Annotated in this window: 28 protein-coding genes; 10 read left to right on the forward strand and 18 right to left on the reverse strand. The window is 64.8% G+C overall.

What is annotated here, in order from left to right:
* Nucleotides 1-9: 9 nt before the first annotated feature.
* From ACIPG5_RS06370 to ACIPG5_RS06385, 4 genes are all read right to left on the reverse strand, one after another.
* Nucleotides 10-354: a YciI family protein gene (locus ACIPG5_RS06370; protein ID WP_176517823.1), complete on the reverse strand. Its 345-nt coding sequence runs from the start codon at nucleotides 352-354 to the stop codon at nucleotides 10-12.
* Nucleotides 355-398: 44 nt separating this feature from the next.
* Nucleotides 399-824: a nuclear transport factor 2 family protein gene (locus ACIPG5_RS06375; protein WP_176517824.1), complete on the reverse strand. Its 426-nt coding sequence runs from the start codon at nucleotides 822-824 to the stop codon at nucleotides 399-401.
* Between the two features lie 134 nt (nucleotides 825-958).
* The gene (locus tag ACIPG5_RS06380; RefSeq protein WP_176517825.1) at nucleotides 959-1,603 is read right to left on the reverse strand and encodes a LysE family translocator; all 645 of its coding nucleotides are present in this window, start codon (nucleotides 1,601-1,603) and stop codon (nucleotides 959-961) included.
* Between the two features lie 105 nt (nucleotides 1,604-1,708).
* Nucleotides 1,709-2,671: a threonine dehydratase gene (locus ACIPG5_RS06385; RefSeq protein ID WP_401373848.1), complete on the reverse strand. Its 963-nt coding sequence runs from the start codon at nucleotides 2,669-2,671 to the stop codon at nucleotides 1,709-1,711.
* 91 nt (nucleotides 2,672-2,762) lie between these two features.
* Between ACIPG5_RS06385 and ACIPG5_RS06390 the strand changes: the two genes are divergently transcribed.
* The gene (locus ACIPG5_RS06390; RefSeq protein ID WP_401373850.1) at nucleotides 2,763-4,115 is read left to right on the forward strand and encodes a PLP-dependent aminotransferase family protein; all 1,353 of its coding nucleotides are present in this window, start codon (nucleotides 2,763-2,765) and stop codon (nucleotides 4,113-4,115) included.
* A gap of 66 nt (nucleotides 4,116-4,181) precedes the next feature.
* On the opposite strand, the gene ACIPG5_RS06395 is transcribed toward ACIPG5_RS06390, so the two are convergent.
* Nucleotides 4,182-4,439, reverse strand: coding sequence for a DUF2790 domain-containing protein (locus ACIPG5_RS06395; RefSeq protein WP_176517830.1), 258 nt, complete (start codon nucleotides 4,437-4,439; stop codon nucleotides 4,182-4,184).
* Between the two features lie 270 nt (nucleotides 4,440-4,709).
* Between ACIPG5_RS06395 and ACIPG5_RS06400 the strand changes: the two genes are divergently transcribed.
* Nucleotides 4,710-5,159, forward strand: a complete 450-nt coding sequence (locus ACIPG5_RS06400) for a GNAT family N-acetyltransferase (RefSeq protein WP_401374215.1) — start codon at nucleotides 4,710-4,712, stop codon at nucleotides 5,157-5,159.
* Here the strand turns inward: ACIPG5_RS06400 and def are convergent.
* The 3 genes from def to ACIPG5_RS06415 form a co-directional block, all read right to left on the reverse strand.
* Nucleotides 5,114-5,650 (reverse strand): peptide deformylase, encoded by a 537-nt coding sequence (gene def, locus ACIPG5_RS06405; protein WP_176517831.1) that lies wholly within the window; start codon nucleotides 5,648-5,650, stop codon nucleotides 5,114-5,116. The genes ACIPG5_RS06400 and def overlap by 46 nt on opposite strands.
* Nucleotides 5,647-6,600 (reverse strand): YihY/virulence factor BrkB family protein, encoded by a 954-nt coding sequence (locus ACIPG5_RS06410; protein ID WP_176517832.1) that lies wholly within the window; start codon nucleotides 6,598-6,600, stop codon nucleotides 5,647-5,649. Before ACIPG5_RS06410 ends, def begins: the two co-directional genes overlap by 4 nt.
* Nucleotides 6,601-6,747: 147 nt before the next feature.
* A complete protein-coding gene (locus tag ACIPG5_RS06415) occupies nucleotides 6,748-6,927 on the reverse strand; it encodes a CsbD family protein (protein ID WP_016711918.1) in 180 nt (59 codons plus the stop codon).
* Nucleotides 6,928-7,170: 243 nt separating this feature from the next.
* Here ACIPG5_RS06415 and ACIPG5_RS06420 point away from each other — a divergent pair, with 243 nt between their 5' ends.
* Together ACIPG5_RS06420 and ACIPG5_RS06425 are read left to right on the forward strand one after the other, a co-directional pair.
* Nucleotides 7,171-8,640 (forward strand): nitrous oxide reductase family maturation protein NosD, encoded by a 1,470-nt coding sequence (locus tag ACIPG5_RS06420; RefSeq protein WP_401373853.1) that lies wholly within the window; start codon nucleotides 7,171-7,173, stop codon nucleotides 8,638-8,640.
* A 122-nt stretch (nucleotides 8,641-8,762) separates the two neighbouring features.
* On the forward strand, nucleotides 8,763-9,143 hold the full coding sequence (locus tag ACIPG5_RS06425) for a hypothetical protein (protein WP_176517834.1): 381 nt from the start codon (nucleotides 8,763-8,765) through the stop codon (nucleotides 9,141-9,143).
* 2 nt (nucleotides 9,144-9,145) lie between these two features.
* Here the strand turns inward: ACIPG5_RS06425 and ACIPG5_RS06430 are convergent, their stop codons facing one another.
* Complete coding sequence (locus tag ACIPG5_RS06430) at nucleotides 9,146-9,982, reverse strand: S1 RNA-binding domain-containing protein (RefSeq protein WP_176517835.1); 837 nt, start codon at nucleotides 9,980-9,982, stop codon at nucleotides 9,146-9,148.
* Between the two features lie 131 nt (nucleotides 9,983-10,113).
* Between ACIPG5_RS06430 and ACIPG5_RS06435 the strand changes: the two genes are divergently transcribed.
* Nucleotides 10,114-10,974: a DUF6279 family lipoprotein gene (locus ACIPG5_RS06435; RefSeq protein ID WP_401373856.1), complete on the forward strand. Its 861-nt coding sequence runs from the start codon at nucleotides 10,114-10,116 to the stop codon at nucleotides 10,972-10,974.
* Nucleotides 10,975-10,983: 9 nt separating this feature from the next.
* On the opposite strand, the gene aceK is transcribed toward ACIPG5_RS06435, so the two are convergent.
* Entirely contained in the window at nucleotides 10,984-12,693 is a 1,710-nt protein-coding gene (gene aceK, locus ACIPG5_RS06440; protein WP_176517837.1) for a bifunctional isocitrate dehydrogenase kinase/phosphatase, read from the reverse strand.
* A gap of 179 nt (nucleotides 12,694-12,872) precedes the next feature.
* Between aceK and ACIPG5_RS06445 the strand changes: the two genes are divergently transcribed.
* A complete protein-coding gene (locus ACIPG5_RS06445) occupies nucleotides 12,873-13,754 on the forward strand; it encodes a DMT family transporter (protein ID WP_236237958.1) in 882 nt (293 codons plus the stop codon).
* 56 nt (nucleotides 13,755-13,810) lie between these two features.
* On the forward strand, nucleotides 13,811-14,281 hold the full coding sequence (locus ACIPG5_RS06450; RefSeq protein ID WP_401373859.1) for a DUF4265 domain-containing protein: 471 nt from the start codon (nucleotides 13,811-13,813) through the stop codon (nucleotides 14,279-14,281).
* A gap of 6 nt (nucleotides 14,282-14,287) precedes the next feature.
* Here the strand turns inward: ACIPG5_RS06450 and ACIPG5_RS06455 are convergent, their stop codons facing one another.
* The 4 genes from ACIPG5_RS06455 to cysK all read right to left on the reverse strand — a co-directional run bounded on the left by ACIPG5_RS06455 (nucleotide 14,288) and on the right by cysK (nucleotide 17,747).
* On the reverse strand, nucleotides 14,288-15,169 hold the full coding sequence (locus ACIPG5_RS06455) for a DMT family transporter (protein WP_401373861.1): 882 nt from the start codon (nucleotides 15,167-15,169) through the stop codon (nucleotides 14,288-14,290).
* A 114-nt stretch (nucleotides 15,170-15,283) separates the two neighbouring features.
* Nucleotides 15,284-15,445 (reverse strand): hypothetical protein, encoded by a 162-nt coding sequence (locus tag ACIPG5_RS06460; RefSeq protein WP_176517841.1) that lies wholly within the window; start codon nucleotides 15,443-15,445, stop codon nucleotides 15,284-15,286.
* 220 nt (nucleotides 15,446-15,665) lie between these two features.
* A complete protein-coding gene (locus ACIPG5_RS06465; protein ID WP_176517842.1) occupies nucleotides 15,666-16,601 on the reverse strand; it encodes an aspartyl/asparaginyl beta-hydroxylase domain-containing protein in 936 nt (311 codons plus the stop codon).
* A 171-nt stretch (nucleotides 16,602-16,772) separates the two neighbouring features.
* Complete coding sequence (gene cysK, locus ACIPG5_RS06470; protein ID WP_176517843.1) at nucleotides 16,773-17,747, reverse strand: cysteine synthase A; 975 nt, start codon at nucleotides 17,745-17,747, stop codon at nucleotides 16,773-16,775.
* 132 nt (nucleotides 17,748-17,879) lie between these two features.
* Here cysK and ACIPG5_RS06475 point away from each other — a divergent pair, with 132 nt between their 5' ends.
* From ACIPG5_RS06475 to ACIPG5_RS06485, 3 genes are all read left to right on the forward strand, one after another.
* A complete protein-coding gene (locus ACIPG5_RS06475; protein WP_401373864.1) occupies nucleotides 17,880-18,953 on the forward strand; it encodes a DUF748 domain-containing protein in 1,074 nt (357 codons plus the stop codon).
* A gap of 229 nt (nucleotides 18,954-19,182) precedes the next feature.
* Entirely contained in the window at nucleotides 19,183-20,028 is an 846-nt protein-coding gene (locus tag ACIPG5_RS06480) for a MoxR family ATPase (protein WP_176517845.1), read from the forward strand.
* A 12-nt stretch (nucleotides 20,029-20,040) separates the two neighbouring features.
* The gene (locus ACIPG5_RS06485) at nucleotides 20,041-21,219 is read left to right on the forward strand and encodes a VWA domain-containing protein (RefSeq protein ID WP_401373866.1); all 1,179 of its coding nucleotides are present in this window, start codon (nucleotides 20,041-20,043) and stop codon (nucleotides 21,217-21,219) included.
* Between the two features lie 104 nt (nucleotides 21,220-21,323).
* Here the strand turns inward: ACIPG5_RS06485 and ACIPG5_RS06490 are convergent, their stop codons facing one another.
* The 4 genes from ACIPG5_RS06490 to ACIPG5_RS06505 are packed head-to-tail and all read right to left on the reverse strand — an operon-like array spanning nucleotide 21,324 to nucleotide 24,996.
* Nucleotides 21,324-22,241 (reverse strand): biotin-dependent carboxyltransferase family protein, encoded by a 918-nt coding sequence (locus ACIPG5_RS06490; RefSeq protein ID WP_401373868.1) that lies wholly within the window; start codon nucleotides 22,239-22,241, stop codon nucleotides 21,324-21,326.
* Nucleotides 22,238-22,924, reverse strand: a complete 687-nt coding sequence (pxpB, locus tag ACIPG5_RS06495) for a 5-oxoprolinase subunit PxpB (protein WP_401373870.1) — start codon at nucleotides 22,922-22,924, stop codon at nucleotides 22,238-22,240. The genes ACIPG5_RS06490 and pxpB overlap by 4 nt, the downstream gene beginning before the upstream one ends.
* On the reverse strand, nucleotides 22,921-23,700 hold the full coding sequence (locus ACIPG5_RS06500; RefSeq protein WP_176517077.1) for a 5-oxoprolinase subunit PxpA: 780 nt from the start codon (nucleotides 23,698-23,700) through the stop codon (nucleotides 22,921-22,923). Before ACIPG5_RS06500 ends, pxpB begins: the two co-directional genes overlap by 4 nt.
* A 9-nt stretch (nucleotides 23,701-23,709) precedes the next feature.
* Nucleotides 23,710-24,996 (reverse strand): MFS transporter, encoded by a 1,287-nt coding sequence (locus ACIPG5_RS06505; protein WP_401373872.1) that lies wholly within the window; start codon nucleotides 24,994-24,996, stop codon nucleotides 23,710-23,712.
* Nucleotides 24,997-25,002: the final 6 nt, after the last annotated feature.

Consider the following 25,002-nt stretch of genomic DNA (forward strand, 5'->3'; position numbering starts at 1 on the left):
CCGTGGCTGTCAGGGTTGCAGGTCGCGCACTGGCCTCACTTCAACGCTGCCGACCCGTGCGGCGGGGATGCCCTTGGCGATGTTGATGGCCTCGTTGAGGTCGCGGGCATCGACCAGGTAAAAGCCGGCCAGTTGTTCCTTGGTTTCGGCGAACGGGCCGTCGGTCAGGCTCATGTGCCCGGCGCGCAGGCGCACCGTGGTGGCGGTCTGCACAGGCTTGAGCGCCTCGGCTGCGAGCATGCGCCCGGAGCCCTGCAGGCTTTCGGCGTAGGCCATGCATTCGGCGTCTTCCGGGCTGTCGGGCAGGCTGTGCAGCAGCCCTTCGTCACAATAGACCAGGCACAGGTATTTCATGGTCGTCTCCAGGGCATTGGCAAAGTGCGTTTGGCGATAGCGGATCAGGGCTTGAGATCGAACAGTGCTTTCTGCGTTTGCATGTCGAACGGTGCCGACCAGTGTTCGTGGATCACCTGCCACTGCCCGCCTGATTTGCGATAGCCCACGGTGGCGCGCATGAAGCCGCACTGGCTTTCGTCGTCCGACGGGCCGCAACGGTTGAGCCAGTGGGCCAGGGCCAGGTCGCCTTCGGCGTGAACAGTAAGCTCGGCCTGTTCGAACACCATGGGGCCGGTGCACAGGTTCATGCACATTTCCCAATGCGCCTGGTACACGGCCTTGCCCTTGAATTGCAGCGCCTGGATGGCATCGAAGGCGACGATGTCGTCGGCATAGGGGGCGACGATGGCCGGGATGTCGCGATCGCGCACGGCCTGCATCCAGCGCTCGATCAGTTGGCGAATTTCGCTTTCGGCTTGGGCGTTCATCGGGTTCTCTCCGAAATGGTAAGCGGCAGTGGCGTTCGCGCCGCCTTCACCACTGGTCGAACGCAGGGTCGGGAAATCGACAGGGGAGCATTGCCGGTCGATGGGCGGTGATCAGCGCACCGCCACCTGCCTGCCTACACCACCGGGCTGGCGAGGATGAATTCACGGTAGCCCGAAACGATCACGTACACCGCGAAGTAGCAGAAAATGGCCGCTGACAAGAGGTACGACCAGGTCAGCAAGCGCTCGCCCAGCAAACGCCCGCCGTGGCTGGCAATGCCGCACAAGCTCATGCACCAGACCAGCCCGGCGGCGAAGAAGCCGCCCAGAAACAACCCCGCATCCAGCAAGCTGCCGCCGCCAGAGCGGGATATCAAAACCCCACCCACCGCAGCGAACCACAAGATGGCGCTGGGCGATGACATCGCCAGGAAGATGCCCCGCAAGAACTCGCGCCAACCCGACTCCACCACCACCTCGGCACGTGCCTGCATGTGCCCACCCCGCCAGGCCGCCAGCAGCATCTTGATCGCGAACCAGACCAGCAACGCCGAGCCGCCCAGCCACAAGGTCCAGCGCACGCTCTCGAACTGCAGCAGCACGGTCATGCCGGCCAGCGCCGCGATGGCATAGACCAGGTCACCGACGCAGGTGCCCAGGCCGAGCCAGAAGCCCTGGAGGAAGCCGCGCTGCATGGCCAGGGTAATCATGGCGATGTTGGCGATACCAATATCGAGGCACAACGACAGGCTGAGGAGAAAACCGTTGGAGAAAGGCATTGAGTACTCGTGGCTGGCCAATGACGCGCGGTAGAGCCTGCCACGAGTGAGACGGGCATTGGAAGCAAGGCGTTGGCTCAGGTCATGGCAACTTGCACGAACCCCTCAGTTATCGCCACCCGCCAGCACCTGCGCATAACGCGCACGGTCCACATTGGCCCCGCTCAGCACCACCGCCACCCGCTTGCCCTGTTGCCGCTCGCGCTCTTGCATCAACGCCGCCAACGCTGCAGCCCCCGCCCCTTCGGCGGTGTTATGGGTCGCCTCGTGGTACTGGCGCATGGCCTCGGCGACCTCGCCGTCGGTAACCCGCACGATCCGCGCCGCATGCTGGCGAACCAGGGCGAAGGCATCGGGGTGCGGCACCCGGCAGGCCATGCCATCGGCGAAGGTCTCGGCGGTGCGGGTGGTGACGATGCGCCCTTGCTCGAAACTCTGCGCGTAGGCATCGGCTGCGCTGGAGACAACACCCACGATCTCGGTGTTCAGCCCCAGCAGGTTGCGCGCCTGGATCAGCCCGCAGATGCCCGAGCCCATGCCAATCGGCACGTAGACGCAATCAAGGTCTTGCACGGCTTCGAACAGCTCCAGGGCATAGGTGGCCACACCCCGCACCAGTTCCGGGTGGAACGAGGGCACCATGGCATAGCCGCGCTCCTCCGCCAACCGCGCAGCTTCCTCGCGGGCCACATCGAAATCCACCCCGTACTCCACCAATTCGGCCCCGAGTGCGCGCATGGCGGCGTTCTTCTCTTTCGAGTTGCCTTCGGGCACCACGATCACCAACGGCACACCCGCCTGGCGCGCGGCCAGGGCCATGCTCTGGCCGTGGTTGCCACGGGTGGCGGTGACCAGGCCGCGGGGCGGCTTGCCCGCGGCCAGCAGTGAGCGCACGTAGACCAGGCCGCCACGCACCTTGAACGCGCCGGTGGGCGCATGGTTCTCGTGCTTGACCCACACCTCGCAGCCCAGCCGATCGGCCAGCAGGGGCCAGCGGTATTGTGGCGTAGCAGGCACGTGCTGGTGAACGAATGCAGCGGCTTCACGCAGGGCGGCAAGGTCGAACATGGCGGTCATCCTTTATCGGTACGAGGTTGAACCGATCCTAGGCGCCGGGCATTGTATGGGTAAATCCTTATATTGCATGGGTAGCAATTTCATGTGGATGCCAGAACTGGCCGACGACGGCCAGCCGCGCTACCTGGCGCTGGTCGATGCCATCGCCAGCGCCATCGAAACGGGCGCCCTGAAGGTCGGTGAGCGCCTGCCGCCCCAACGCCGCCTGGCCTGGAAGCTTGGGCTCAACCCCAGCACCACCCAGCAGGCCTATCGCGAGGCAGCGGCCCGGCACCTGGTGGCGGGCGAGGTCGGGCGCGGCACCTATGTGCTGGCCGGCAGCCGCGAAGCCACGCTGTTTCGCCTGAAGCGGCACGACAGCCTGGGCGCGCTGATCGACCTGTCGACCAACGTGCCGGTGGCCGACCCAGCCAACCAGGACCTCAAGGCAAGCCTGCAGGCCTTGCTCGCCCAGGGCCAGACGCACCTGCTCGACCATTACCTGGGCCCGCAGCAACTGCTGCTCGGCCGCCTGCAGGGCGCGCGCTGGCTGAGCAACCGCGGGCTGGCGCTGTCGGCGGAACAGCTGCTGCTCTGCGGCGGCGCCCAGCACGCCCTGACCCTGCTGCTGCAGTCGTTTTGCCAGGCCGGCGAGCCGGTGCTGCTCGAAGCCTTGACCGCGCCCGGCATCAAGGCCGCCTGCCGGCAACTGCGCCTGCCGGTACATGGTGTGGCGCTCGATGCCCAGGGCCTGCTGCCGCAGGAGCTGGACCGGGTAGCGCGGGCCAGCGGCGCGCGGGTATTGGTGACCACCCCTGCCCTGCACAACCCTACCGGCGCCTGCATGGGCGAGGCACGCCGCCAGGCCATCGCCGAGGTGGCCCGGCGCCTGGGGCTGCTGGTGATCGAGGACGATGTGTACGGCGCGCTCAGCGAGCACGCGCCGCTGTATCCGCTGCTGGGCGAGCGCGGCATGCTGATCAGCAGCCTGTCCAAGACAGTGGCTGCGGGGTTGCGCCAGGGCTGGATCGTGGCAAGCCCTGGCCTGCTGGAGCAGGTCGACCCGCATGCCGGGGCCAGCCATTGGCCGGTGTCGCCGTTGAACCTGCAGGTCGCCTGCCAGTGGATCGAAGACGGCACTGCGGCGCGACGCCTGGCCTGGCAGCGCGAGGAAGTCGCCGTGCGCTGGCGCCTGGCGCGCAGCCTGTTGGGCGAGGCGCTGCAGAACGCCAGCGAACCTTCGCCGCATGTGTGGGTGGCGGCTGCGCGGGGGGCTGACAGGGTCGTGGCGCAGTGCCGGGCGCAGGGGGTGGAGGTGGTACCGGCGAGTGTGTTCGCCATTGGTGCCAGCGAGGTGCAGGCGGTGCGCATCAGCCTGTCGGCGGCGCAGAGTCGGGCGGAGTTGAAGCGGGGGTTGGAAGTGGTGCGGCAGGTATTGGCAGGCCCCCCACATTGAAAGCTGTGGGAGCCGGCTTGCCGGCTCCCACAAGGGGATTGGGTCAGCTTTTACAGATCGAATCAATCAACCCTGCTGGCACCCTTCGCCCATGGCGCGGTACTGGATGGTGTGCACTTGGCCTTGATGGTCTTCATAGGTCATGGTCGCAGGCACCACTTCGCAGACATTGGGGATGGTCGACAGGTTGATCACCCGTTTGATGTCCAGGTTCATGGAATAGTCATACTGCTGGGCCACAGGCTCGCTGGAGACGGGCTTGGCCTCATCCGCCAGGGCGAGCGAGGACATACCGACCAGTGCAAGAATCAGTAATGGTTTCATGGTGTTGGGCCTTCAAAGCAATCAAGCTGATCGATTGACTTCATATGCCGTCATTGGCGCGGAGAAGTTGTCATCGACTGCGAAGATGACACGAAGTACCGATCCCGCTTCGTCGTACTGCCAGGGGGGATGGTTGAAATTCTACTCCCCGATCGGAATAGTTGAACCCCGACGTCGGACATTCACCCTTGTAGAATTTGCAACAATCTGCAACAAAAAACGCCTGAAAATACCGCCACAGAGCTTCTGCCACGAGTTTGCGGAATGTCCATGACTGCGCTGCACTGCACCCAATTGATCGGCCCCGAGCGCCGCCTGCTCGATCATTTCTACCGCCAGCAAGGTTCACGCATGCGTGCAGACAATGAAGGGCAGCTGTGGGTGGCACGGGCCACGGCCATCGTCGCTGGCCTGAGCCTCAGGCCCGTGGAGAGCGGCCATTGGCTCAGCGGCCTGTTCGTCGCCCCGACACAACGGGGCCAGGGCGTGGCCGGGCAGTTGGTCAACGCTGCATTGGCAGAGGCCTGTGGCAGTACGTGGCTGTTCTGCCACCCCGACCTTGCCGGGCTGTATGAGCGCCTGGGGTTCGAACCCGCCACAAGCCTGCCGCAAAGCCTGGCAAGCCGCCTGCTGCGCTACCAGCGCAGCAAGTCACTCATTGCCCTGGTGCGGGCTCAGTCGTCGCTGGCATCGAGCCCTGGGAACAGCACCTCGGTGTAGCCGAACTTGGCGAAGTCCTGAATGCGCGAAGGGTACAGCCGGCCGATCAGGTGGTCGCACTCGTGCTGCACCACGCGCGCATGGAAGCCGTCGGCAAAGCGGTTGACCGGGTTGCCCTGCGGGTCGATGCCAGTATAGCTGATGTGCTTGTAGCGCGGCACCACACCGCGCAGGCCGGGGACGGACAGGCAGCCCTCCCAGCCATCCTCGACTTCGCTGGTCAGCGGGGTGATCACCGGGTTGATCAGGATGGTCTGCGGCACGGCCTCGGCATCCGGGTAACGCTCGCTGCGCTCGAAGCCGAAGATCACCAACTGCAGGTCGATGCCGATCTGCGGCGCCGCCAGCCCTACCCCGCCGACATGGCGCATGGTCTCGAACATGTCGTCGATCAGCTGTTGCAGCTCGGCACTGCCGATCAGGTGGTCGGGTACCGCTGGGGCGATGCGCAGCAAGCGCTCGTCGCCCATCTTGAGGATGTCACGGATCATCGCGGGTTCGGCTCGGACGGTTGGGGCTCGGCAGGATGCTCATGGCCGAGCACGGTCAGGTTTTCCTTGGCCTGGGTGCCCTCGAAATCCTTCTCGCCGGGGTTCTTGCCCTCGGCCGACATGTGCTCGATCACGGCGTTCATTTCAGCGCCCAGTAGCAACACGGCCGCGGAAATGTAGAAATACAGCAAAAGCACGATGATTGCACCGATGCTGCCGTACATCGCGTTGTAGTCGGCAAAGGTCTTCACGTAATAGGCAAAGCCCAGCGAGGCGATGATCCAGACCACCACCGCCAGCACCGAACCTGGGGTGATAAAGCGAAACTTCTGTTTCACATCGGGCATCACGTAGTAGATCAACGCCACCGCCACCATCATCAGGATGATGATCGCCGGCCAGCGCAGGATGGTCCACACGGTGACCACCACTTCCTGCATGCCGACCTGTGCGGCGATCCACTCCATCACCTGCGGCCCCAGCACCATCAGTGCCGCGGTCGACAGCAGCATGCCGGCGATGCCGATGGTGTAGAAGATCGACAGCGGGATGCGCTTCCATACCGGGCGCCCCTCGGGCACGTCGTAGGCGGCGTTCATGGCGCTCATCATCAGGCGCACGCCGGCTGAGGCGGTCCACAGCGCGATCACGATACCCACTGAAAGCAGGCCGCCCTTGGACTGCTGCAACTGGTCGATGACGGGGTTGACCTGTTCCAGCGCCTGGGGTGGCAGCACCAGCTCCGATTGCAGGCGCAACCAGGAGAAGAAGTCCGGCAGGTGCAAAAAGCCGATCAAGGCGATCAGAAACAGCAGGAATGGGAACAGCGAAAACAGCATCTGGTAGGCCAGCGCTGAGGCATAGGTGGACATCTCGTCGTCGAGAAATTCCTGGACGGTGCGTACCAGCACGCGGTGCAAGGGCAGGCCGCGCAGGTCGGGGAAAATCATAGCGTCTCCTTTCGCCGCTTGATCAATACAACAGGCAAGTCTAATAGACCACGCGACTGATGTACCGCTCCCTACCATAGTTGAAGAATTTGCCTGCCTGAAACTGTGCCGGCCTCCACACAGGGAGGCCGGCCAGTCAGTTCACCATCAAGGCTTTTTCACGGCGTCCTTGACGTTGCCCTTGATCTGCTGCGCCTCGCCCTTGAGTTCCTGGGCCTTGCCTTCGGCGCGCAGCTTGTCGTTGTCGGTCACCTTGCCGACACCCTGCTTGATGTTGCCGACAGCTTCATTGGCCAAGCCTTTTGCTTTGTCTTTAGTGCCGCTCATGGCAAATCTCCTGCAAATGGAGACACGGGGTCCGTGTCGACATTGGGTGGACCGGGGCACCTGCCCAGGAGTTTCAAACAATTTGCAGCGCTCAAGCCGAGCGGTAATTCTGCGGGCGAATACCGCACCGAATCAGCCCCAGGCCGCTGCATAAGCTCAGGCAGCTGCCTAGAATCGCGGCAAACGGCAGCCCCAAGCAGGTTGCCCTCGATAAAAACAACAGTTTTCGGAAACCCCGCACCCATGCGCCTCATGCCTTTGCTCGCGGCCCTGCTGCCGCTGTTGCCCCTGCCTGCACTCGCCGCCGCACCGGCCAGTGACACCTTGCGGGTGGACCGCTATGAAGACGATGGCCAACCCGGCACCCTGCGCTGGGCAATCGAAACCAGCAACCTGCACCCCGGCCAGTACCGCATCGAAATCGCCGCCGTCGGCAAGGCCCCGTATGTCATCCGCCCGACGCACGCCCTGCCGGAAATCAAGGGCCCGGTGCGCATCACCGGCCTGCCCTGGGCGCGAGAGGGGCAGTACGTCGCCATCGACGGCTCCGGCTACATCAAGGACCAGGGTGTGCGCACCTGCCCCGGCGCCCTGCCCGGCCAGTTCGGCACCAACGTGCGCACCACCACCCATCCCGGGCTGGTGCTGCGTGATACCCAGGGCGTGCAGTTGAGCGGCCTTGAGGTGCGCAATTTCTGCATCGGCATCCTGGTCAACCGGGCCAGTGGCAACGTCATCGAAGACAACCGCATCGTCGCCAACAAGGGCGGTGCCGGCATCATGCTCACCGGCGACGACGGCGCCGGCAACCCCACCGCCACCACCACGGTCAACAACAAGGTGCTGCGCAACCAGCTCATCGACAACGGCGATGGCCTGGAGCTGACCCGCGGCGCGGCGTTCAACCTAGTGGCCGACAACCTGTTCCGCTCCACCGCCGCCAACCCCGAGCCCTCCCAGGGCATCGAGATCCTGCTGGGCAACGACAACACGGTGGTGCGCAACCGCTTCGAGAATTACTCCGATGGCCTGCAGATCAACTGGGGCAAGCGCAACTACCTGGGTGCCAACACCTTCAGTGGCAACTCGATCGGCGTCAGCGTGACCGGCGAAGGCAACATCCTCGACGGCAACCAGATCCACGGCAATCGCATCGGTGTGGCCCTGCGCCCGGAACCGGAGGTCACCGCCACGCGCCTGACGGGCAACCGCATCTGGGGCAACAGCCAGGACATTCGCCGCTGCGAGGCAGGCGGCTCGTGCGTGGCCAATCAGCGTACCGGCGCCATCGTCTTTGGCGTGCCGGCCCAGGCGCATGCCCTGTATGTCGGCTCGCGCGGGGTGGGGGCAGAGTTGCCGGAGAAAGACCAGGCGGCCATCTGCGATGCCCAGGGCGAGCCCAAGCCGTGCCAGCCGCTGCCCAACCACAATCAGCAGCCGCCACGGTTGCTGGCGCTGGACGGCGAGGTGCTGCGCGGCGAGGTGAACGGGCCGGCGTCGAGCCTGTTGCGGGTCGAGGTGTTTGGCAATGCCCAGGCCCAGGGCAGCGAGGCCGAGCAGTATCTGGGGGAAGTGCTGGTGAACAGCGATGAGCAAGGGCGGGCGCGATTTGCCCAGCCTTTGCAGGGGGCTGCAGGGTTGCACAGTTTTACCGCGACCGTGACCACGGCCGATGGCGCGACTTCCGAGTTGAGCCTGCCGGTTCGTCGCTGAGGCTGCCGGCCCAATCGCCGGCAAGCCGGCTCCTACAGGCGATTGGGCCAGCAAAGGTTGCCCCGCTACCCGCCACCCCTCACAATGCAGCCCTTATCAAGCGTCAACCCGCAGGAACCTGCATGAAACTCGACAAACCCGCCGCCATCGCCCGGCGCAACCAGGCGCTGGCCAACCCGGTGCTCAGCAGCGCCAACACCTTGTTCGCCATCCTCGACCGCAAACGCAACCTGTGGTGGTTCGATGTGCCGGTGGCATTGCTGCGCAAAGGCCAGCCAGACTGGGTCAACCTGCTGCTGCACACCCCCGAAACCGACCAGTTGCAGCACCTCAAGGTGCCCACCAACTTCCTCAAGGCTCACCAGGAGCAGATGGAAGTGCGCAACCCCGGCAAGCGCCGCTCGACCATCAGCCTGGCGCTGAGCGCCGACCGCGACTCGCTGCTGCGCGACACCCGCCCGGGTGGCGAGCAGCTCGACTTCAAGCCGTTCGTGCAGGCCTGATTTCAGGCCCGCTCGATGCGATCGTCATGGATGACGATGCGGCCTTGCTTGAACAACGCACCAATCGCCTTCTTGAAGTTGCCCTTGCTGACATTGAACATGCGGCTGATCACTTCCGGGTCGCTCTTGTCGCACACCGGCAACACCCCACCCTCAGCTTCCAGGCGCGCCATGATCTGCTCATGCAGGCCTTCGGACAGTGCCTGGCCGACCGGCTGCAGGCTCAGGGCAATCTTGCCGTCATGGCGCACTTCCTTGATGTAGCCCTTCTCGTGCATGCCCGAGCGCAGGAACTTGAACACTTCGTTCTTGTGGATCAGGCCCCAGTGGCGGTTGTTGATGATCGCCTTGAAGCCCATGGGCGTCTGCCCGGCCACCAGCAGTTCGACTGGCTGGCCGATCGGGTAGTCGGCCGGGGTGCGGTCCAGGTAGCGGTCCAGGCGTGAAGTGGCGGTGATGCGCCGGGTGCGTTTGTCGAGGTAGACGTGCACCACGCAGTAATCGCCGACCTTCAGCGGCCGCGCCTCTTCCGAGTACGGCATCAGCAGGTCCTTGGACAGGCCCCAGTCGAGGAAGATGCCGGCACCGTTGATGTCCTTGACCTTGAGGCTGGCGAATTCGCCAACCTGCACCTTGGGCTTCTCGGTGGTGGCGATCAGCTGGTCTTCGCTGTCCAGGTAGATGAACACGTTCAGCCAGTCGTCGATCTCGGTTTCGGCGTCCTTCGGGATGTAGCGCCCGGGCAGCAGGATCTCGCCGTCGGCGCCGCCGTCCAGGTACAGGCCGAAGTCCACGTGTTTCACGATTTGCAAACTGTTGTAACGCCCAAGCAGAGCCATTTCCGATGTTCCTCAAGACAAGGCGGCTATTCTACACCTGAAGCCCGCACGCTGCCCCACCGCTGATTTGGCGGAACCGTCCGCGCGGCCCTTGCGTCTACCGAGTGGCCAGCCACTGCAAGGATCAGCACATGCCTCTACGCCTGTCCAAAGCCCTGCTCATCGCCTTCGGCTTCGCCCTGGCCCTGGCGGCCTGCAGCCGCATCGACCTGGCCTACCGCAACCTCGACCGGCTGGTGCCCTGGTCGCTGGACGACTACCTGGCGATGAACCGCGAGCAGAAGGCACTGCTCGACGAACGGCTCAAGCAGCACCTGGCCTGGCACTGCCAGACGCAACTGCCCGGCTACCTCGACTGGCTGGACCGGGTGCGCGACATGCTGGCCGAGGACCAGGTCACCGACCAGGCCCTGCAGCAGCGCACGGCCGAAGCCCGGCAGGCGATTGGCCGGGTCGCCGAGCAGATCACCCCCTCGGCCACCGAGCTGCTGCGGGGCATGAGCGATGCCCAGGTGGCGAAAATGCGCGAAGCCTTCCGCGAGGACATCAGCGAGCGCCAGAAGCAATACGCCGACACCCCGCTGCCCAAGCAGATCACCCGCCGCGCCGAACGCATGGAAAAACGCCTGGTGCCCTGGTTCGGCGAGCTCTCCGCCGCCCAGCGCCTGCGGGTGCTGAGCTGGTCGCAGGCGCTGGGCGACCAGAACCGCGAGTCGATCGCCAACCGTGCCCACTGGCAGCAGCAGTTGCTGTTGGCCATGAACCAGCGCGGCGAGCAAAGCTTCGAGCCACGCCTGGCGCAACTGCTGCAGCGCAAGGAAAGCCTGTGGACGCCGGAGTACCGCATCGCCTTCCAGAACAGCGAACAGCAGGCGCGCAGCCTGCTCATCGACCTGGTGCACCAGAGCACGCCGGCCCAACGCCAGTTCCTGCAGGGCCAGCTGGCCAAGGTGCGCACCGATTTCAGCGAGCTCAAGTGCTTGAAGGGATGAGCAGTTGTATCACCGCCCCTTGCGCCGATAAGGGAACACATCGATCACCTTGCCCTGGCGAATCGTCTCCTGCAGCCCCTTCCAGTAATCGGCGTCATACAACTCGCCGTGCAAGCGGCTGAACAACCGCCGCTGGCCGATATCGGCAAACAGAAACGGCGGAAACTCCTCGGGAAACACATCATGCGGCCCGATCGAATACCACGGCTCGCCCGACATCTCGTCCTCCGGGTAGCGCGGCGGCGGGATATGGCGGAAGTTCACCTCGGTCAGGTAGCTGATCTCGTCATAGTCGTAGAACACCACCCGGCCATGCCGGGTAACGCCGAAGTTCTTCAGCAGCATGTCGCCCGGGAAGATGTTCGCCGCCGCCAGCTGCTTGATGGCCAGGCCGTAGTCTTCCAGTGCTTCGAGCACCTGGGCTTCGCTGGCCTGCTCCAGGTACAGGTTGAGCGGCACCATGCGCCGCTCCGTCCAGCAGTGGCGGATCAGCACCGTGTCGCCTTCCAGGGCCACGGTGGACGGCGCCACTTCCAGCAATTCGGCCAGGCACTCGGCCTCGAACTTGCCACGCGGGAAGCGAAAGTCGGCGAACTCCTGGGTATCGGCCATGCGCCCGACCCGGTCGACACTCTTCACCAGCCGGTACTTGTCGATCACCGTGGCGCGGTCGACGGTCTTGGACGGTGAAAAGCGGTCCTTGATGATCTTGAACACGGTGTTGAAGCCCGGCAGGGTGAACACGCTCATGACCATGCCACGCACCCCGGGGGCCATGACGAAGCGGTCGTCGCTGCTGGCCAGGTGGTTGATCAGCGCCCGGTAGAACTCCGACTTGCCATGCTTGTAGAAGCCGATCGAGGTGTACAGCTCGGCGATGTGCTTGCCCGGCAGGATGCGCTTGAGGAAGTTGACGAACTCCGCCGGCACCGGCACATCGACCATGAAATACGAGCGGGTGAAGGAGAAGATGATCGACACCTCGGCCTCGTCGGTGATCAACGCGTCGGCCTCGATGCCATGGCCCTCGCGGTGCAGCAGGGGGATCACCAGCGGCCACTGCTCGTCGGCGTTGTACAGCCGCCCGACCAGGTAGGCGCCCTTGTTGCGGTACAGCACCGGCACGAACAGTTCCACGGCCAGCGCCGGGTCCTTGCACACCCAGTCCGGCAGGCACTCGCGCAATTGCTCTTCGAGGCGCGAAAGGTCGCCTTCAAGGTCACCGTAGGCAAACGCATGGTCGGCGAAAATCGCCCGCAGCAGGCCCTTGAGGCTGCCATCGAGGCGGTAGGTGCGGGTTTGCGCAGCCCGCTCGCGCCCGCGCATCGAGGGCCGCGTGGTGTGGATGAACATGCAGCCGTCGCTGATCTGGTCGTGGCTGAACAGGCTGCAGAACAGCGAGTTGTACCAGGTTTCCGCCAGTTCATCGTCCAGGCGCGGATCGATCAGGCCGATGTAGGCGCTTTTCACCAACGGCCATTGCGCCACCTGCAGCAGCACCTCGTCCTCGAAGCCATCGCGCAGCCAACTGTTGACCTCGCCGACCTTGCGTTCATAGAGGTTGATCCGCGCAGCCGCCGCGCGCTGGCTCTCCTGCCAGCGCGCCTGCGCGAAGCGCTCGCGGGCGCCGAGGGTGATGCGGCGAAAGTGTTCGCGGTAGTCGTCGAAGCCATCGAGGATCATCCGGGCGATTTCGCCGGCAGGCCAGTGCTCGGTCATGCAAGGCATCTCGGTGCAGGTTGAGATAGACAGCTTAGCCGGCCCCGGCATTTCGCGATGCCCCATCGCCGGCAAGCCGGCTCCCACAGGCCCGCGCAGATTCACACAGCAAGAAAGCACAAGAACCCATCCCGCCACGTCGCGTACACTCGCGCCCTGCCTTGTACCTGGAGACCGCCGTGAGCCCCATCGCCCTGACCCGCCTGCTGACCCTTGCCGCCGTGTGGGGCGCGAGTTTCCTGTTCATGCGCATCATCGCCCCCGAGCTGGGCACCATCCCCACCGCCTTCTTTCGCGTGTCCATCGCCTGCCTGGGCCTGATCGTCATCCTCGCCGCCGCCGGCGTGCGCTGGAATTTCCAAGGCAAGCTCGGCGCCTGCCTGGTACTGGGCATGATCAACTCAGGCATCCCGGCCACCTTCTATTCGGTGGCGGCGCAGCTGCTGCCAGCTGGCTACTCGGCAATCTTCAACGCCACCACGCCGCTGATGGGCGTGCTGATCGGCGCACTGTTCTTCCGCGAGGCGATGACCTTGCCCAAGCTGTGCGGCATCTTCCTTGGCCTGTTCGGCGTCGGCATCCTCAGCGGCGCTGGCCCTGTGGCCCTGGACATGGCCTTGCTGCAGGGCGCGCTGGCCTGCCTGGCCGCCACCACCTGCTACGGCTTCGCCGGTTTCCTCGCACGGCGCTGGGTCAGTGGCCTGGACAGCCGCCTCTCGGCCTTGGGCAGCATGCTCGGCGCCACCTTGATGATGACCCCGCTGTTCGCCTGGAGCGCACTGACCCAGCCCCCGGCAAGCTGGGGCGGCTGGCAGGTGTGGTTGTCGCTGCTGGGCCTGGGGCTGTTGTGCACGGCCTTCGCCTACATCCTCTACTTCCGCCTGTTGGCCGAGATCGGGCCGGTCAAGGCCAGCACCGTGACCTTCCTGATTCCGGTGTTCGGCGTGCTGTGGGGCGCATGGCTGCTGGATGAGTCGCTGTCGATGGGGCACCTGTACGGCGGCGTGCTGATTGGCGTGGCGCTGTGGCTGGTGCTCAAGCCGGCCAGGCGCGTTGCCTGAAGACAGAGGGGGCAAAGCGCATTACGATACGCAGCCCTCCTGACCTGTAAAGCCCCATGCCCCCTGAGCAAACCTCAGCCTACAAGATCGTGCTCTGGCGCCTGGAGCAGGATGCGCAAGGCTACCCACCTGCCTCGGTCGAAGGCCTGTGGGCCAAGCGCACCGACGCTGGCTATCAGGTCGACAGCATCCCCTTCTATGCCTATGGCATCGCCCCCGGCGACACCATCAGCATCAGCGAGGACGGCGAACAGTCCTGGTTTGCAGCCCTGCAATGCAGTGGCGGCGCCTCGGTATTTCGCATTCTGGTGAAAGCCGCTGGCGACCTGGAACAGGTACGCGCCGTGCTCGAAGACTTCGGCTGCCCGAGCCAGGTGGAAAAGGCCGTGAGGATGCTGGCTGTCGAGGTGCCGCCTTCGCGTTCACTCGACACCCTGCTCTACTACCTGCTGACCCAGCGCGAAGCCGGCACCCTCGACTTCGAGGAAGGCGTGCTGCGCCACGCCATCCCCGAAGAGTTTCGCTAGAACGCCCTACGCTTCGGCCAGCCGCGCCGCAGGCTTGCGGAACACGAACAGCAGGCCGACCACGATCAGGCCCATGCCCAGCAGGCTGAGCGGGGCCAGGCGGTTACCGAAGATCAGGTAGTCCATCACCGCGGTCACTGCCGGCACCAGGTAGAACAGGCTGGTGACGTTGACCAGGTTGCCCTTGGCGATCAGCCGGTACAGCAGCAGGGTCGCCAGCAGCGAGACCACCAGGCCCATCCACAGCAGCGCACCGATGAAACGGGTGCTCCACTCGACGTGCAGCGGCTGCAGCGGTGCGAACACCGCGCACAGGGCAAAGCCTGCCAGGTACTGCAGCCCCAGGGTGCCCATGGGGTTGTCGGTGATGCGCTTTTGCAGGATCGAGCCAAAGGTCATGCTGGCCAGGGCCAGCAGGGCGAACAGCATGCCGAGCAGCGACACCCCGCCCAGGTTGATGCCCTGGTAGACCACCATCACCAGCCCAGCAAGCCCCAGGCCCAGGCCGAACAGCCGGCTCCAGGAGCGCTGGCGCTCCATCAGCACCACGGTGAGGATCGGTTGCACGCCCATCACCGTGGCCATGACGCCAGGGGTGACATGGGTGTTGAGCGCCAGCAGGTAGAAGATCTGGTAGGCACCGAGCAGCACGCAGCCGGTGCCCAGGGCGCGCAGGATGGCCCCGCGGGTACGCGGCCAGCGCAGGCCCAGCAACGGGCTGATCAGCAGCAGGCCGGTGAGCGCCAGCGCCGAGCGCAGCAGCAGGAAGGCAAACGGGCTGGCCTGCGCCAGGCCGAGCTTGGAAACGATGGCGCCGCTGCTCCAGAGCAGGACGAACAGGCTGGTGGTGGCCGCCGAGGCCACGGAGGTTTTGCTGAAGGCAGACATGAATGCACCTGTATTCGGGCAAATAAGCCGAACGGTGGGCGTGAACTTCAGTAAGGGAAGTAGCCGACCGTGTTCAGTAGGTTGCGCGTGTGAAGGGATGCGGCCAGAGGCCGATCAGCCCAGCACGACCACGCAGCGAGGCGGAGCTACGCCGCCTACGACGCCACTGACAGGTGGTGGGTAATGACTGATCATGGCCGGCTGCTGGCTGCCACGCACGACCATGCCCGCGACTGGCGCGATGGCAAAGCGTGTGGTGGAAGGGGTGGCTGGCATGAACAGGTCTTCGAGGAAGTGAATGCAACGGACTATAGCGAGGGATTGTGCCTACGACAAGCGTCCCTAAATAACGCGCGGTGTGTAGGAGCGGCCTTGTGTCGCGAAAGGGCCGCAACGCGGCCCCAGATTATCGATAACACTGCAGAAATTGTAGGGGCCGCTCTGCGGCCCTTTCGCGACACAAGGCCGCTCCTACAACAACAGTTCAGCGGCTACGTCAGAACAACCAGCGATACAACAGGTAAGCCACCACCACCGCCAGCACCGGCCGCAGGATGCGGTAGGCCTTGGGGTTGGCGCGCTTGAACTGCTTCATGCGGGTGCTGATCTTGTTGCTGAAGCGCTTGCTCCAGGCATACGCCTGGTTGATGCCGCCCACGCGCTCGTCATCGGTGTTCTGCGGCGCGGTGGCGCGGCCGAGGAAGGCACTGACCTTGCGGTTGATGCGGGTCATCAGCGGGCTGCTCAGCGGGCGCTCGATGTCGCAGAACAGGATCACCCGGGTCACGTCGGTTTCGTTCTTCACCCAGTGCACGTAGGTTTCGTCGAACATCACGTCTTCGCCATCGCGCCAGGCATAGACCTGGCCATCGACGTAGATGCGGCAGTCGTCGGAGTTGGGCGTCGACAGCCCCAGGTGGTAGCGCAGGGAGCCGGCGAACGGGTCGCGGTGCGGGTTGAGGTGGCTGCCGCCGGGCAGCAGGGCGAACATCGCGCCCTTGACGTTGGGGATGCTGCTGACCAGCTCGACGGTCTTGGGGCACAGCGCCTCGGCCGACGGCAGTGGCTTGTCGTACCACTTCAGGTAGAAGCGCTTCCAGCCCTTCTTGAAGAACGAACCGAAACCGGCGTCGTTGTCCTTTTCGGCGGCGCGGATGTAGCCCTCGTCGAACAGGCGCATGGCCTCCTCGCGGATCACCTGCCAGTTGTCCTTGAGCACATCCAGCTCAGGGAAGCGCTGGCGGTCCAGGTACGGCTTGGACGGCACACCGGAAAACAGGTACATCAGGCTGTTGTACGGGGCGAACAGCGCCGAATGGTTGACGAACTGGCGCAGCACCGGCAGGCGCGCCTTGCCGCGCAGGTGCACGAACAGCACGCTGCCGAAGAACACCAGCAGGACACCCGCCTTGGCGAGGAAGGAAAAGGTCATGCAACACTCCTTGGAATGGAAACAGGCCAGCGCTGCCTGCCCCAAAAAAATCATCCGGCCATCATAAACCCATCCTGCCCAGGTAAAAACAACCTGGGCAGGATCTCAGTCATGAAGATTTTGCAACGAACCAGGCCGGCAAATGTTGCGCCGGATCAGCGGCCGGGCTGATTACTGCTGGTTTTCCTGCTCGCTGAACAGGTCGCTGAACAGCATGCTCGACAGGTAGCGCTCGCCGGAGTCGGGCAGGATTACGACGATGGTCTTACCTTGCATCTCCGGTTTTTCCGCCAGGCGCACTGCCGCTGCCATGGCCGCGCCACAGGAAATGCCGCAGAGGATGCCCTCCTCCTGCATCAGGCGAATGGCCATGGCCTTGGACTCTTCGTCGGTCACGGTTTCGACCTGATCGACGATCGACAGGTCGAGGTTCTTCGGCACGAAGCCGGCGCCGATGCCCTGGATCTTGTGCGGGCTGGGCTTGAGCTCCTCACCGGCCAGGGTCTGGCTGATCAGCGGCGAGGACACGGGTTCCACCGCCACCGACAGGATCGACTTGCCCTGGGTGTGCTTGATGTAGCGCGACACGCCGGTGATGGTGCCGCCGGTGCCCACCCCCGCCACCAGCACGTCGACCGCGCCGTCGGTGTCGTTCCAGATTTCCGGGCCGGTGGTCTTCTCGTGGATGGCCGGGTTGGCCGGGTTGTCGAACTGGCCCGGGAGAAAGTACTGGGCGGGGTCGGAGGCGACGATCTCGTTGGCCTTCTCGATCGCGCCCTTCATGCCCTTGGCAGGCTCGGTCAGCACCAGCTCGGCGCCGAGGGCCTTGAGCACCTTGCGCCGCTCCAGGCTCATCGACGCCGGCATGGTCAGGATCAGCTTGTAGCCGCGGGCAGCGGCGACGAAGGCAAGGCCGATGCCGGTGTTGCCCGAGGTCGGCTCGACGATGGTCATGCCCGGCTTGAGCTTGCCGCTGCTCTCGGCGTCCCAGACCATGTTCGCGCCGATCCGGCACTTCACCGAATAGCCCGGGTTGCGCCCCTCGATCTTGGCCAGGATGGTCACACCGCGCGGGGCGATGCGGTTGATCTGCACCAGCGGCGTGTTGCCGATGGAATGGGCGTTGTCTGCGTAGATACGGCTCATGGCAGGATCCTTGACATGAATTGAGCAGGGAAAGACTTAAAGGGTAAGCCTGCCCCGGAAGCCAGTAAAGCCTGTTCGAACTCCCCGCCAGCACGCGCGGTCAACCGAGCATCCTGCCTTGGAGAGCCCGCGATGAACGCTCGCTACCGCTGGCCGCTGGTCGCCCTCGCCGGCCTGGTCGTGCTGCTGGTTGCCCTGCACCTGGCGCTGCCCTACCTGGTGCGCGACTACCTCAACGACAAGCTGGCCGACATGGGCGAGTACCGCGGCCAGGTCGCTGACGTGGACCTGGCCTGGTGGCGCGGCGCCTACAAGATCAATGGCCTGAAGATCGTCAAGACCAGCGGCAAGGTGCCGGTGCCGCTGCTCGATGCGCCGTTGATCGACCTGTCGGTGAGCTGGCATTCGCTGTGGTTCGACCATGCCGTGGTGGCCAAGGTGACCTTCGTCCACCCCGAGATCAACTTCGTCGACGGCGGCAGCCATCAAGCCTCGCAGACCGGCCAAGGCACCGACTGGCGCCAGCAGCTGGAAAAACTGCTGCCCATCACCCTCGACCAGGTGCACATCGACAATGGCACCCTGACCTTTCGCAACTTCAGCTCCAAGCCGCCCGTCAACCTCAAGGCCACCCAGCTGGACGCCGACATCCGCAACCTGACCAACGTGCGCGACAAGAAGGGCCGGCGCGACGCCAGCTTCGACGCCAACGCCCTGCTGCTGGGCGATGCCAAGGTGGAAAGCCGCGCCACCTTCGACCCCTTCAGCGACTTCGACGACTTCCAGTTCCGCCTGCGCGCCACCGGCATCGAGCTGCGCAAGCTCAACGACTTCGCCAGCGCCTACGGCAAGTTCGACTTCAATGCCGGGCATGGCGACGTGGTGATCGAAGCCCAGGCCCAGGATGGGCGCCTGAACGGCTATATCAAGCCGCTGCTGCGCGATGTCGAGGTGTTCAACTGGCAGCAGGACGTGGAAAACAAGAACAAGAGCTTCCTGCGCTCGGTGTGGGAGGCGTTGGTGGGGGCCAGCGAAACGGCGCTGAAGAACCAGCGCAAGAACCAGTTCGCCACCCGCGTGGAGCTCAGCGGCAGCGTGCACCAGCAGGACATCAGCGCCTTCGAGGCGTTTCTGCAGATTTTGCGCAACGGCTTCATCCAGGCATTCAACGCACGCTACGAGCAGTCGCCGCCGAAAGCCGACTGAGCGGCCGTGACGGGCCATTCAGGGACTGAATACCCGGTCTGCGTTTGCACGCGTCTGGGGCCGGGGTATAGTCGCTGACAAACGACAAACATGTATTGCCCGTTGTGGCCCTATCGCCGGCAAGCCGGCTGCCACAGGCAAACCACAAGCCTTGAAAGCTGTGGCGTACCTGTGGGAGCCGGCTTGCCGGCGATAGGGCCAGTAAAGGCCCCCGCAGAGGACACCCCCGATGAAGTTCGAAGGCACCCGCGACTACGTCGCCACAGACGACCTGAAACTGGCAGTAAACGCGGCCATCACCCTCGAACGCCCGCTGCTGGTCAAGGGCGAGCCGGGCACCGGCAAGACCATGCTCGCCGAGCAGCTGGCCGCCTCCTTCGGCGCCCGCCTGATCACCTGGCACATCAAGTCCACCACCAAGGCTCACCAGGGCCTCTACGAGTACGACGCGGTCAGCCGCCTGCGTGACTCGCAGCTGGGTGTGGACAAGGTCCACGACGTGCGCAACTACCTGAAGAAGGGCAAGCTCTGGGAAGCCTTCGAGGCCGAGGAGCGGGTGATCCTGCTGATCGACGAAATCGACAAGGCCGACATCGAGTTCCCCAACGACCTGCTGCAGGAACTCGACAAGATGGAGTTCTACGTCTACGAAATCGACGAGACCATCAAGGCCAAGCAGCGCCCGATCATCATCATCACCTCGAACAACGAAAAAGAGCTGCCCGACGCCTTCCTGCGCCGCTGCTTCTTCCACTACATCGCCTTCCCCGACCGCACCACCCTGCAGCAGATCGTCGATGTGCACTACCCCAACATCAAGCAGTCGCTGGTCAGCGAAGCGCTGGATGTGTTCTTCGATGTGCGCAAGGTCCCGGGCCTGAAGAAAAAGCCCTCCACTTCCGAGCTGGTCGACTGGCTCAAGCTGCTGATGGCCGACAACATCGGCGAAGCGGTGCTGCGCGAGCGCGACCCGACCAAGGCCATCCCCCCGCTGGCCGGCGCCCTGGTGAAGAACGAGCAGGACGTGCAGCTGCTCGAGCGCCTGGCCTTCATGAGCCGGCGCGGCAACCGCTGACAGGAGCCGGCCATGCTGCTCAACCTGTTCAATGAAATGCGCGCGGCCAAGGTGCCGGTGTCGGTGCGCGAGCTGCTCGACCTGCTGAACGCCCTGCAAAAGCGCGTGGTGTTCGCCGACATGGACGAGTTCTACTTCCTGGCCCGGGCCATCCTGGTGAAGGACGAACGCCATTTCGACAAGTTCGACCGGGCCTTCTCGGCCTACTTCAAGGGCCTGGAAAACCTTGACCAGCACCTTGAGGCGTTGATCCCCGAAGACTGGCTGCGCAAGGAATTCGAGCGTTCCCTGACCGATGAAGAGCGCGCGCAGATCCAGTCACTGGGCGGCCTGGACAAGCTGATCGAGGAGTTCAAGAAACGCCTCGAAGAGCAGAAGGAACGCCACGCCGGCGGCAACAAATGGATCGGCACCGGCGGCACCAGCCCGTTCGGCTCCGGCGGCTTCAACCCCGAAGGCATCCGCGTCGGCGAAGCCGGCAAGCGCCAGGGCAAGGCCGTGAAGGTGTGGGACCAGCGCGAGTACAAGAACCTCGACGACCAGGTCGAACTGGGCACGCGCAACATCAAGCTGGCCCTGCGCCGGCTGCGCAAGTTCGCCCGCGAAGGCGCCGCCGAAGAGCTGGACATCGACGGCACCATCGACCACACCGCGCGTGACGCCGGGCTGCTGAACATCCAGATGCGCCCGGAGCGGCGCAACACCGTGAAGCTGTTGCTGCTGTTTGATATCGGCGGTTCGATGGACGCCCACGTCAAGGTTTGCGAAGAGTTGTTCTCGGCGTGCAAGACCGAGTTCAAGCACCTGGAGTACTACTACTTTCACAACTGCGTGTATGAATCGGTGTGGAAGAACAACCTGCGCCGCACCTCGGAACGCTTCTCCACCTTCGACCTGCTGCACAAGTACGGCGATGACTACAAGGTCGTGTTCGTCGGTGACGCGGCCATGGCGCCTTACGAAATCACCCAGCCCGGTGGCAGCGTCGAGCACTGGAACGAAGAAGCCGGTTATGTGTGGATCCAGCGTTTCATGGAAAAATTCAAGAAGGTCATCTGGATCAACCCTTATCCGAAACAGGCCTGGGAATACACCGCATCGACGCACCTGGTGCGGGACCTGATAGAGGACAAGATGTACCCGCTGACCTTGCAGGGGTTGGAGGAAGGGATGCGTTACCTGTCCAAGTAGTTGCCGACTGTACCGGCCCTATCGCCGGCAAGCCGGCTCCCACAGGTACCGAGCACACCCCAATCCCTGTGGGAGCCGGCTTGCCGGCGATAGGGCCAGCAGCCTCACCGCCAACGCTGCAGATACGCCTGCTGCTCCCGCCACGCCTGCTCCTGCACCACCGCCCTGAACCGCACCAGCGCCCCCGGCATGCACTGCGCCAGCTGCGCCAACGCCAACGGCGTCAACGCCCCCAGCCGCGGATAGCCGCCAATGGTCTGCCGATCATTGAGCAACACGATCGGCTGCCCATCCGGCGGCACCTGTACCGCCCCCAGCGGAATGCCTTCGGAGATCATCGGCGCGCCCTGGTAGACCAGTTGCGGCCCCAACAGGCGGATACCCATGCGGTCGGCGCGGCTATCCAGGGTCCAGTCGCGGTTGAAGGCCTCGAACAGGCTGGTGCCACTGAAGTCACCGATCTGCGCGCCCATCACCAGGTCGAGCACGGGCTTGGCCACATAGCTCGGGCACAGGGCCACCGGCACTTCGCGCAAGGCCGGCGAACCACCGGCAAAGGAGATCATCTGCCCTTTGGCTAGCGCGGCCCCTCGCCCATCGATACCCCCCAGTTCTTCGCGCACGACCGTAGCGCAGCTACCCAGCACAGCCTCACCAACGAATCCGCCCGGGGCAGCCAGATACGCCCGCACACCTTGCCTTGGCTGCTTCAGGGTCAAGCGCTGCCCTTTGCCCAGGATGAAGCTGCGCCATGGCAGCAGTGGCTGATCATCCACCCGCGCATCCAGGTCTGCCCCGGCCAGCGCGAGCACGCAATCCTGCTCGGCTACCAGCGCAAAACCACCCAGCGCCACCTCGACCACGGGCGCCCCCAGCGGGTTGCCCAGCAGCCAGTTGGCCCAATGCATCGCTACCCAGTCCAGCGCCCCACCTTGGGTCACCCCCAGGTGGCGCACGCCAAAGCGGCCGGCGTCCTGCAGCTGGCACAAGGCGGTGCTGGCCTCGATCTGCAATTGCTTCATGCCTGCACCTCCACATCACCGCCCAAGGCCACGAATTCGGCCCGCGACACCGCCACGAAACGTACCCGGTCGCCCGGCTGCAGCAGGCTGTAGCCCTCACGTTCGCGGTCGAACAGGCGCACCGGCGTGCGCCCGATCAGGTTCCAGCCACCCGGCGATACCGCCGGATACGCCGCCGTCTGGCGTTCGGCGATACCCACGCTGCCCGCCGCCACGCGCTTGCGCGGCGTGCTCAGGCGCGGACTGGCCAGGCGCTCGTCGACCAGCCCCATGAAGCCGAAGCCGGGGGCGAAGCCCAGGGCGAACACCGGGTATTCGCGCTCGCTGTGCAAACGGATCACCTCGGCTTCGCTCAGCCCGCTGCGTGCGGCCAGCACGGGCAGTTCCGGGCCGACGCTGGCGTCGTACCACACCGGGATTTCATGGCGCCGGCCACCTTTGCCGGTGTCGGCCTGCAAGCCGTCCAGCGCCTGGCCGATCAGCGCCCGCGCCTCGCCTGGCGGCAGGTCGAACTGCAGCATCAGCGTGGTGTACGACGGCACCAGGTCCAGCAGATGCACGCCGAACGCCGCGCTCAGGCGCTGGCTGGCGGCGAGCATCCAGGGCATGTTGGCTTCGTCGATACGGTCGAACAGGCGCACCATCAGGCTGTCGATGGCCACCACCTCGATATGCAGCTTCATCGCGCCTCCAGCGCATCGAGGGCCTGGCGGATCTGGCGCACGGCCGCCACGGAACTGTCGTTGTCGCCATGCACGCAAAGGGTGCTGGCGGCAAGCTTCAACGCGCTGCCATCATCGGCCACCAGTGTTTCACCGCGGGCCAGGCGCACGGCCTGCTCGACCACCAATGCCGGGTCGTGATGCACCGCACCCGGCAGGCGCCGCGAGACCAGGTGGCCGCTGGCGGTGTAGGCGCGGTCGGCGAAGGCCTCGAACCACAGCGGCACGCCGACTTCATCGCCCAGGGCCTGGGCCGCGCAGTTGTCGGCGGTGGCCATGAGCATCAGCGGCAGGCCGCTGTCATAGGCCGCCACGGCTTCCAGCACGGTGCGCAGCTTGAGCGGGTCGGCCATCATGTCGTTGTACAGCGCGCCATGGGGCTTCACATAGGCTACGCGGCCGCCGAGCACCTTGCAGATGCCGTCCAGGGCACCGATCTGGTAATGCAGCAGGTCGCGGATTTCTTCAGGGCTGCAGGCCATGGAGCGGCGGCCGAAGCCGACCAGGTCCGGGTAGGCCGGGTGCGCGCCGATGGTCACGCCGTGCTCCAGCGCCAGGGCCACCGTGCGGCGCATGATGCTCGGGTCGCCGGCATGGTAGCCGCAGGCGATGTTGGCGCAGTCGATGTAGGGCATTACCTCGGCATCCAGGCCCATGCGCCAGCTGCCGAAACTTTCGCCCATGTCGCAATTGAGTAGCAGGCGTTTCACCTGGCGTGCTCCCGTGTCGATGTTCATGTGCCTACCTTAGCGCGCCTTGAGTTGCTTGCCGCGGGTTTCCGGCAGGCTCAGGGCCGCCAGGATCACCACACCGTAAGACACCGCGGCAAAGCCGCCAATCCCCAGGCCCAGCGATACCTTCTGGCTGAGCAGGCCGATCAGCAGCGGGAACAGCGCCGCGATCACCTTGCCGATGTTGTAGCAAAAGCCCTGCCCCGAACCGCGGATGCGGGTGGGGAACAGCTCGGTGAGAAACGCGCCCATGCCGCTGAAGATGCCCGAGGCGAAGAAGCCCAGGGGGAAGCCCAGCCACAGCATCAGGTCGTCGCTGACGCGCATCTGCGTGTACAGCAGCACGATGACGAACGACCCCACGGCAAACAGGATGAAGTTCTTCTTGCGCCCCAGCAGGTCGGATAGATACGCGCTGATCACGTAGCCCACGTAGGAGCCGACGATCACCATCGCCAGGTAGCCGCCGGTGCCCAGCACGCTCAGGCCGCGCTCGTTCTTGAGGAAGGTCGGCAGCCACGAGGTGATGGCGTAGTAGCCGCCCAGCGCGCCGGTGGTCAGCAAGGACGCACGCACGGTGGTCCAGAGCATGCCGGGGGCGAAGATCTCGTAGAAGTGCGCAGGTGCCTGGGCCTGTTCCACTGCCTTGGCCTGGCGATACACCTCGGGGTCCTTGACCAGGCGGCGGACGAAGATCACGAAGATCGCTGGCACCAGCCCGAGCAGGAACAGCGCGCGCCAGGCCTGCTCTGCGGGCAACCAGGAAAACAGCAGCGCATAGAGGATCGCCGTCAGCCCCCAGCCAAGCGCCCAGCCGGACTGCACCATGCCCACCGCCTTGCCCCGGTCCTGGGCGCGGATCACCTCGCCGATCAACACTGCCCCGGCGGTCCACTCGCCGCCAAAGCCAAAGCCCATCAGGGTGCGGGCGATCAGCAGTTGCTCGTAGTTCTTGGCAAAGCCGCAGAGGAAGGTGAAGAAGGCGAACCACAGCACCGTCAGCTGCAAGGTGCGCACGCGGCCGATGCGGTCGGAGAGGATGCCAGCGACCCAGCCGCCGATGGCCGAGGCAATGAGGGTACTGGTATGGATCAGCCCGGCTTCGGTGGTGCTGATGCCCCACAGCATGATCAGCGTGGGGATGACGAAGCTGAGCATCTGCGTGTCCATGCCGTCCAGGCCATAGCCGATCTTGCAGCTCCAGAAGGTGCGTCGTTGCTGGGAGTCGATGTCGCGGTACCAGGCGAAAGGCCCGCTGGAAGAGGAGGGCGAAACCTGCTGCTGCACGCCGGTCGGGTTCATGCTTGC

It is taken from the genome of Pseudomonas sp. NPDC087029, assembly GCF_044745345.1.
GTDB classification, from domain to species: domain Bacteria; phylum Pseudomonadota; class Gammaproteobacteria; order Pseudomonadales; family Pseudomonadaceae; genus Aquipseudomonas; species Aquipseudomonas faucium.

Bases quoted from the DNA above. Each gene is read 5' to 3' on its own strand.
- ACIPG5_RS06370 (WP_176517823.1), bottom strand. From the start codon at position 354: ATGAAATACCTGTGCCTGGTCTATTGTGACGAAGGGCTGCTGCACAGC.
- ACIPG5_RS06490 (WP_401373868.1), bottom strand. From the start codon at position 22,241: ATGAAGCAATTGCAGATCGAGGCCAGCACCGCCTTGTGCCAGCTGCAG.
- ACIPG5_RS06420 (WP_401373853.1), top strand. From the start codon at position 7,171: ATGCGCCTCATGCCTTTGCTCGCGGCCCTGCTGCCGCTGTTGCCCCTG.
- ACIPG5_RS06435 (WP_401373856.1), top strand. From the start codon at position 10,114: ATGCCTCTACGCCTGTCCAAAGCCCTGCTCATCGCCTTCGGCTTCGCC.
- ACIPG5_RS06465 (WP_176517842.1), bottom strand. From the start codon at position 16,601: ATGACCTTTTCCTTCCTCGCCAAGGCGGGTGTCCTGCTGGTGTTCTTC.
- aceK (WP_176517837.1), bottom strand. From the start codon at position 12,693: ATGACCGAGCACTGGCCTGCCGGCGAAATCGCCCGGATGATCCTCGAT.
- cysK (WP_176517843.1), bottom strand. From the start codon at position 17,747: ATGAGCCGTATCTACGCAGACAACGCCCATTCCATCGGCAACACGCCG.
- ACIPG5_RS06415 (WP_016711918.1), bottom strand. From the start codon at position 6,927: ATGAGCGGCACTAAAGACAAAGCAAAAGGCTTGGCCAATGAAGCTGTC.
- ACIPG5_RS06485 (WP_401373866.1), top strand. From the start codon at position 20,041: ATGCTGCTCAACCTGTTCAATGAAATGCGCGCGGCCAAGGTGCCGGTG.
- def (WP_176517831.1), bottom strand. From the start codon at position 5,650: ATGATCCGTGACATCCTCAAGATGGGCGACGAGCGCTTGCTGCGCATC.
- ACIPG5_RS06395 (WP_176517830.1), bottom strand. From the start codon at position 4,439: ATGAAACCATTACTGATTCTTGCACTGGTCGGTATGTCCTCGCTCGCC.
- ACIPG5_RS06410 (WP_176517832.1), bottom strand. From the start codon at position 6,600: ATGATTTTCCCCGACCTGCGCGGCCTGCCCTTGCACCGCGTGCTGGTA.
- ACIPG5_RS06380 (WP_176517825.1), bottom strand. From the start codon at position 1,603: ATGCCTTTCTCCAACGGTTTTCTCCTCAGCCTGTCGTTGTGCCTCGAT.
- ACIPG5_RS06450 (WP_401373859.1), top strand. From the start codon at position 13,811: ATGCCCCCTGAGCAAACCTCAGCCTACAAGATCGTGCTCTGGCGCCTG.
- ACIPG5_RS06390 (WP_401373850.1), top strand. From the start codon at position 2,763: ATGTGGATGCCAGAACTGGCCGACGACGGCCAGCCGCGCTACCTGGCG.
- ACIPG5_RS06480 (WP_176517845.1), top strand. From the start codon at position 19,183: ATGAAGTTCGAAGGCACCCGCGACTACGTCGCCACAGACGACCTGAAA.
- ACIPG5_RS06505 (WP_401373872.1), bottom strand. From the start codon at position 24,996: ATGAACCCGACCGGCGTGCAGCAGCAGGTTTCGCCCTCCTCTTCCAGC.
- ACIPG5_RS06460 (WP_176517841.1), bottom strand. From the start codon at position 15,445: ATGCCAGCCACCCCTTCCACCACACGCTTTGCCATCGCGCCAGTCGCG.
- pxpB (WP_401373870.1), bottom strand. From the start codon at position 22,924: ATGAAGCTGCATATCGAGGTGGTGGCCATCGACAGCCTGATGGTGCGC.
- ACIPG5_RS06400 (WP_401374215.1), top strand. From the start codon at position 4,710: ATGACTGCGCTGCACTGCACCCAATTGATCGGCCCCGAGCGCCGCCTG.
- ACIPG5_RS06425 (WP_176517834.1), top strand. From the start codon at position 8,763: ATGAAACTCGACAAACCCGCCGCCATCGCCCGGCGCAACCAGGCGCTG.
- ACIPG5_RS06475 (WP_401373864.1), top strand. From the start codon at position 17,880: ATGAACGCTCGCTACCGCTGGCCGCTGGTCGCCCTCGCCGGCCTGGTC.
- ACIPG5_RS06375 (WP_176517824.1), bottom strand. From the start codon at position 824: ATGAACGCCCAAGCCGAAAGCGAAATTCGCCAACTGATCGAGCGCTGG.
- ACIPG5_RS06455 (WP_401373861.1), bottom strand. From the start codon at position 15,169: ATGTCTGCCTTCAGCAAAACCTCCGTGGCCTCGGCGGCCACCACCAGC.
- ACIPG5_RS06385 (WP_401373848.1), bottom strand. From the start codon at position 2,671: ATGTTCGACCTTGCCGCCCTGCGTGAAGCCGCTGCATTCGTTCACCAG.
- ACIPG5_RS06500 (WP_176517077.1), bottom strand. From the start codon at position 23,700: ATGAACATCGACACGGGAGCACGCCAGGTGAAACGCCTGCTACTCAAT.
- ACIPG5_RS06430 (WP_176517835.1), bottom strand. From the start codon at position 9,982: ATGGCTCTGCTTGGGCGTTACAACAGTTTGCAAATCGTGAAACACGTG.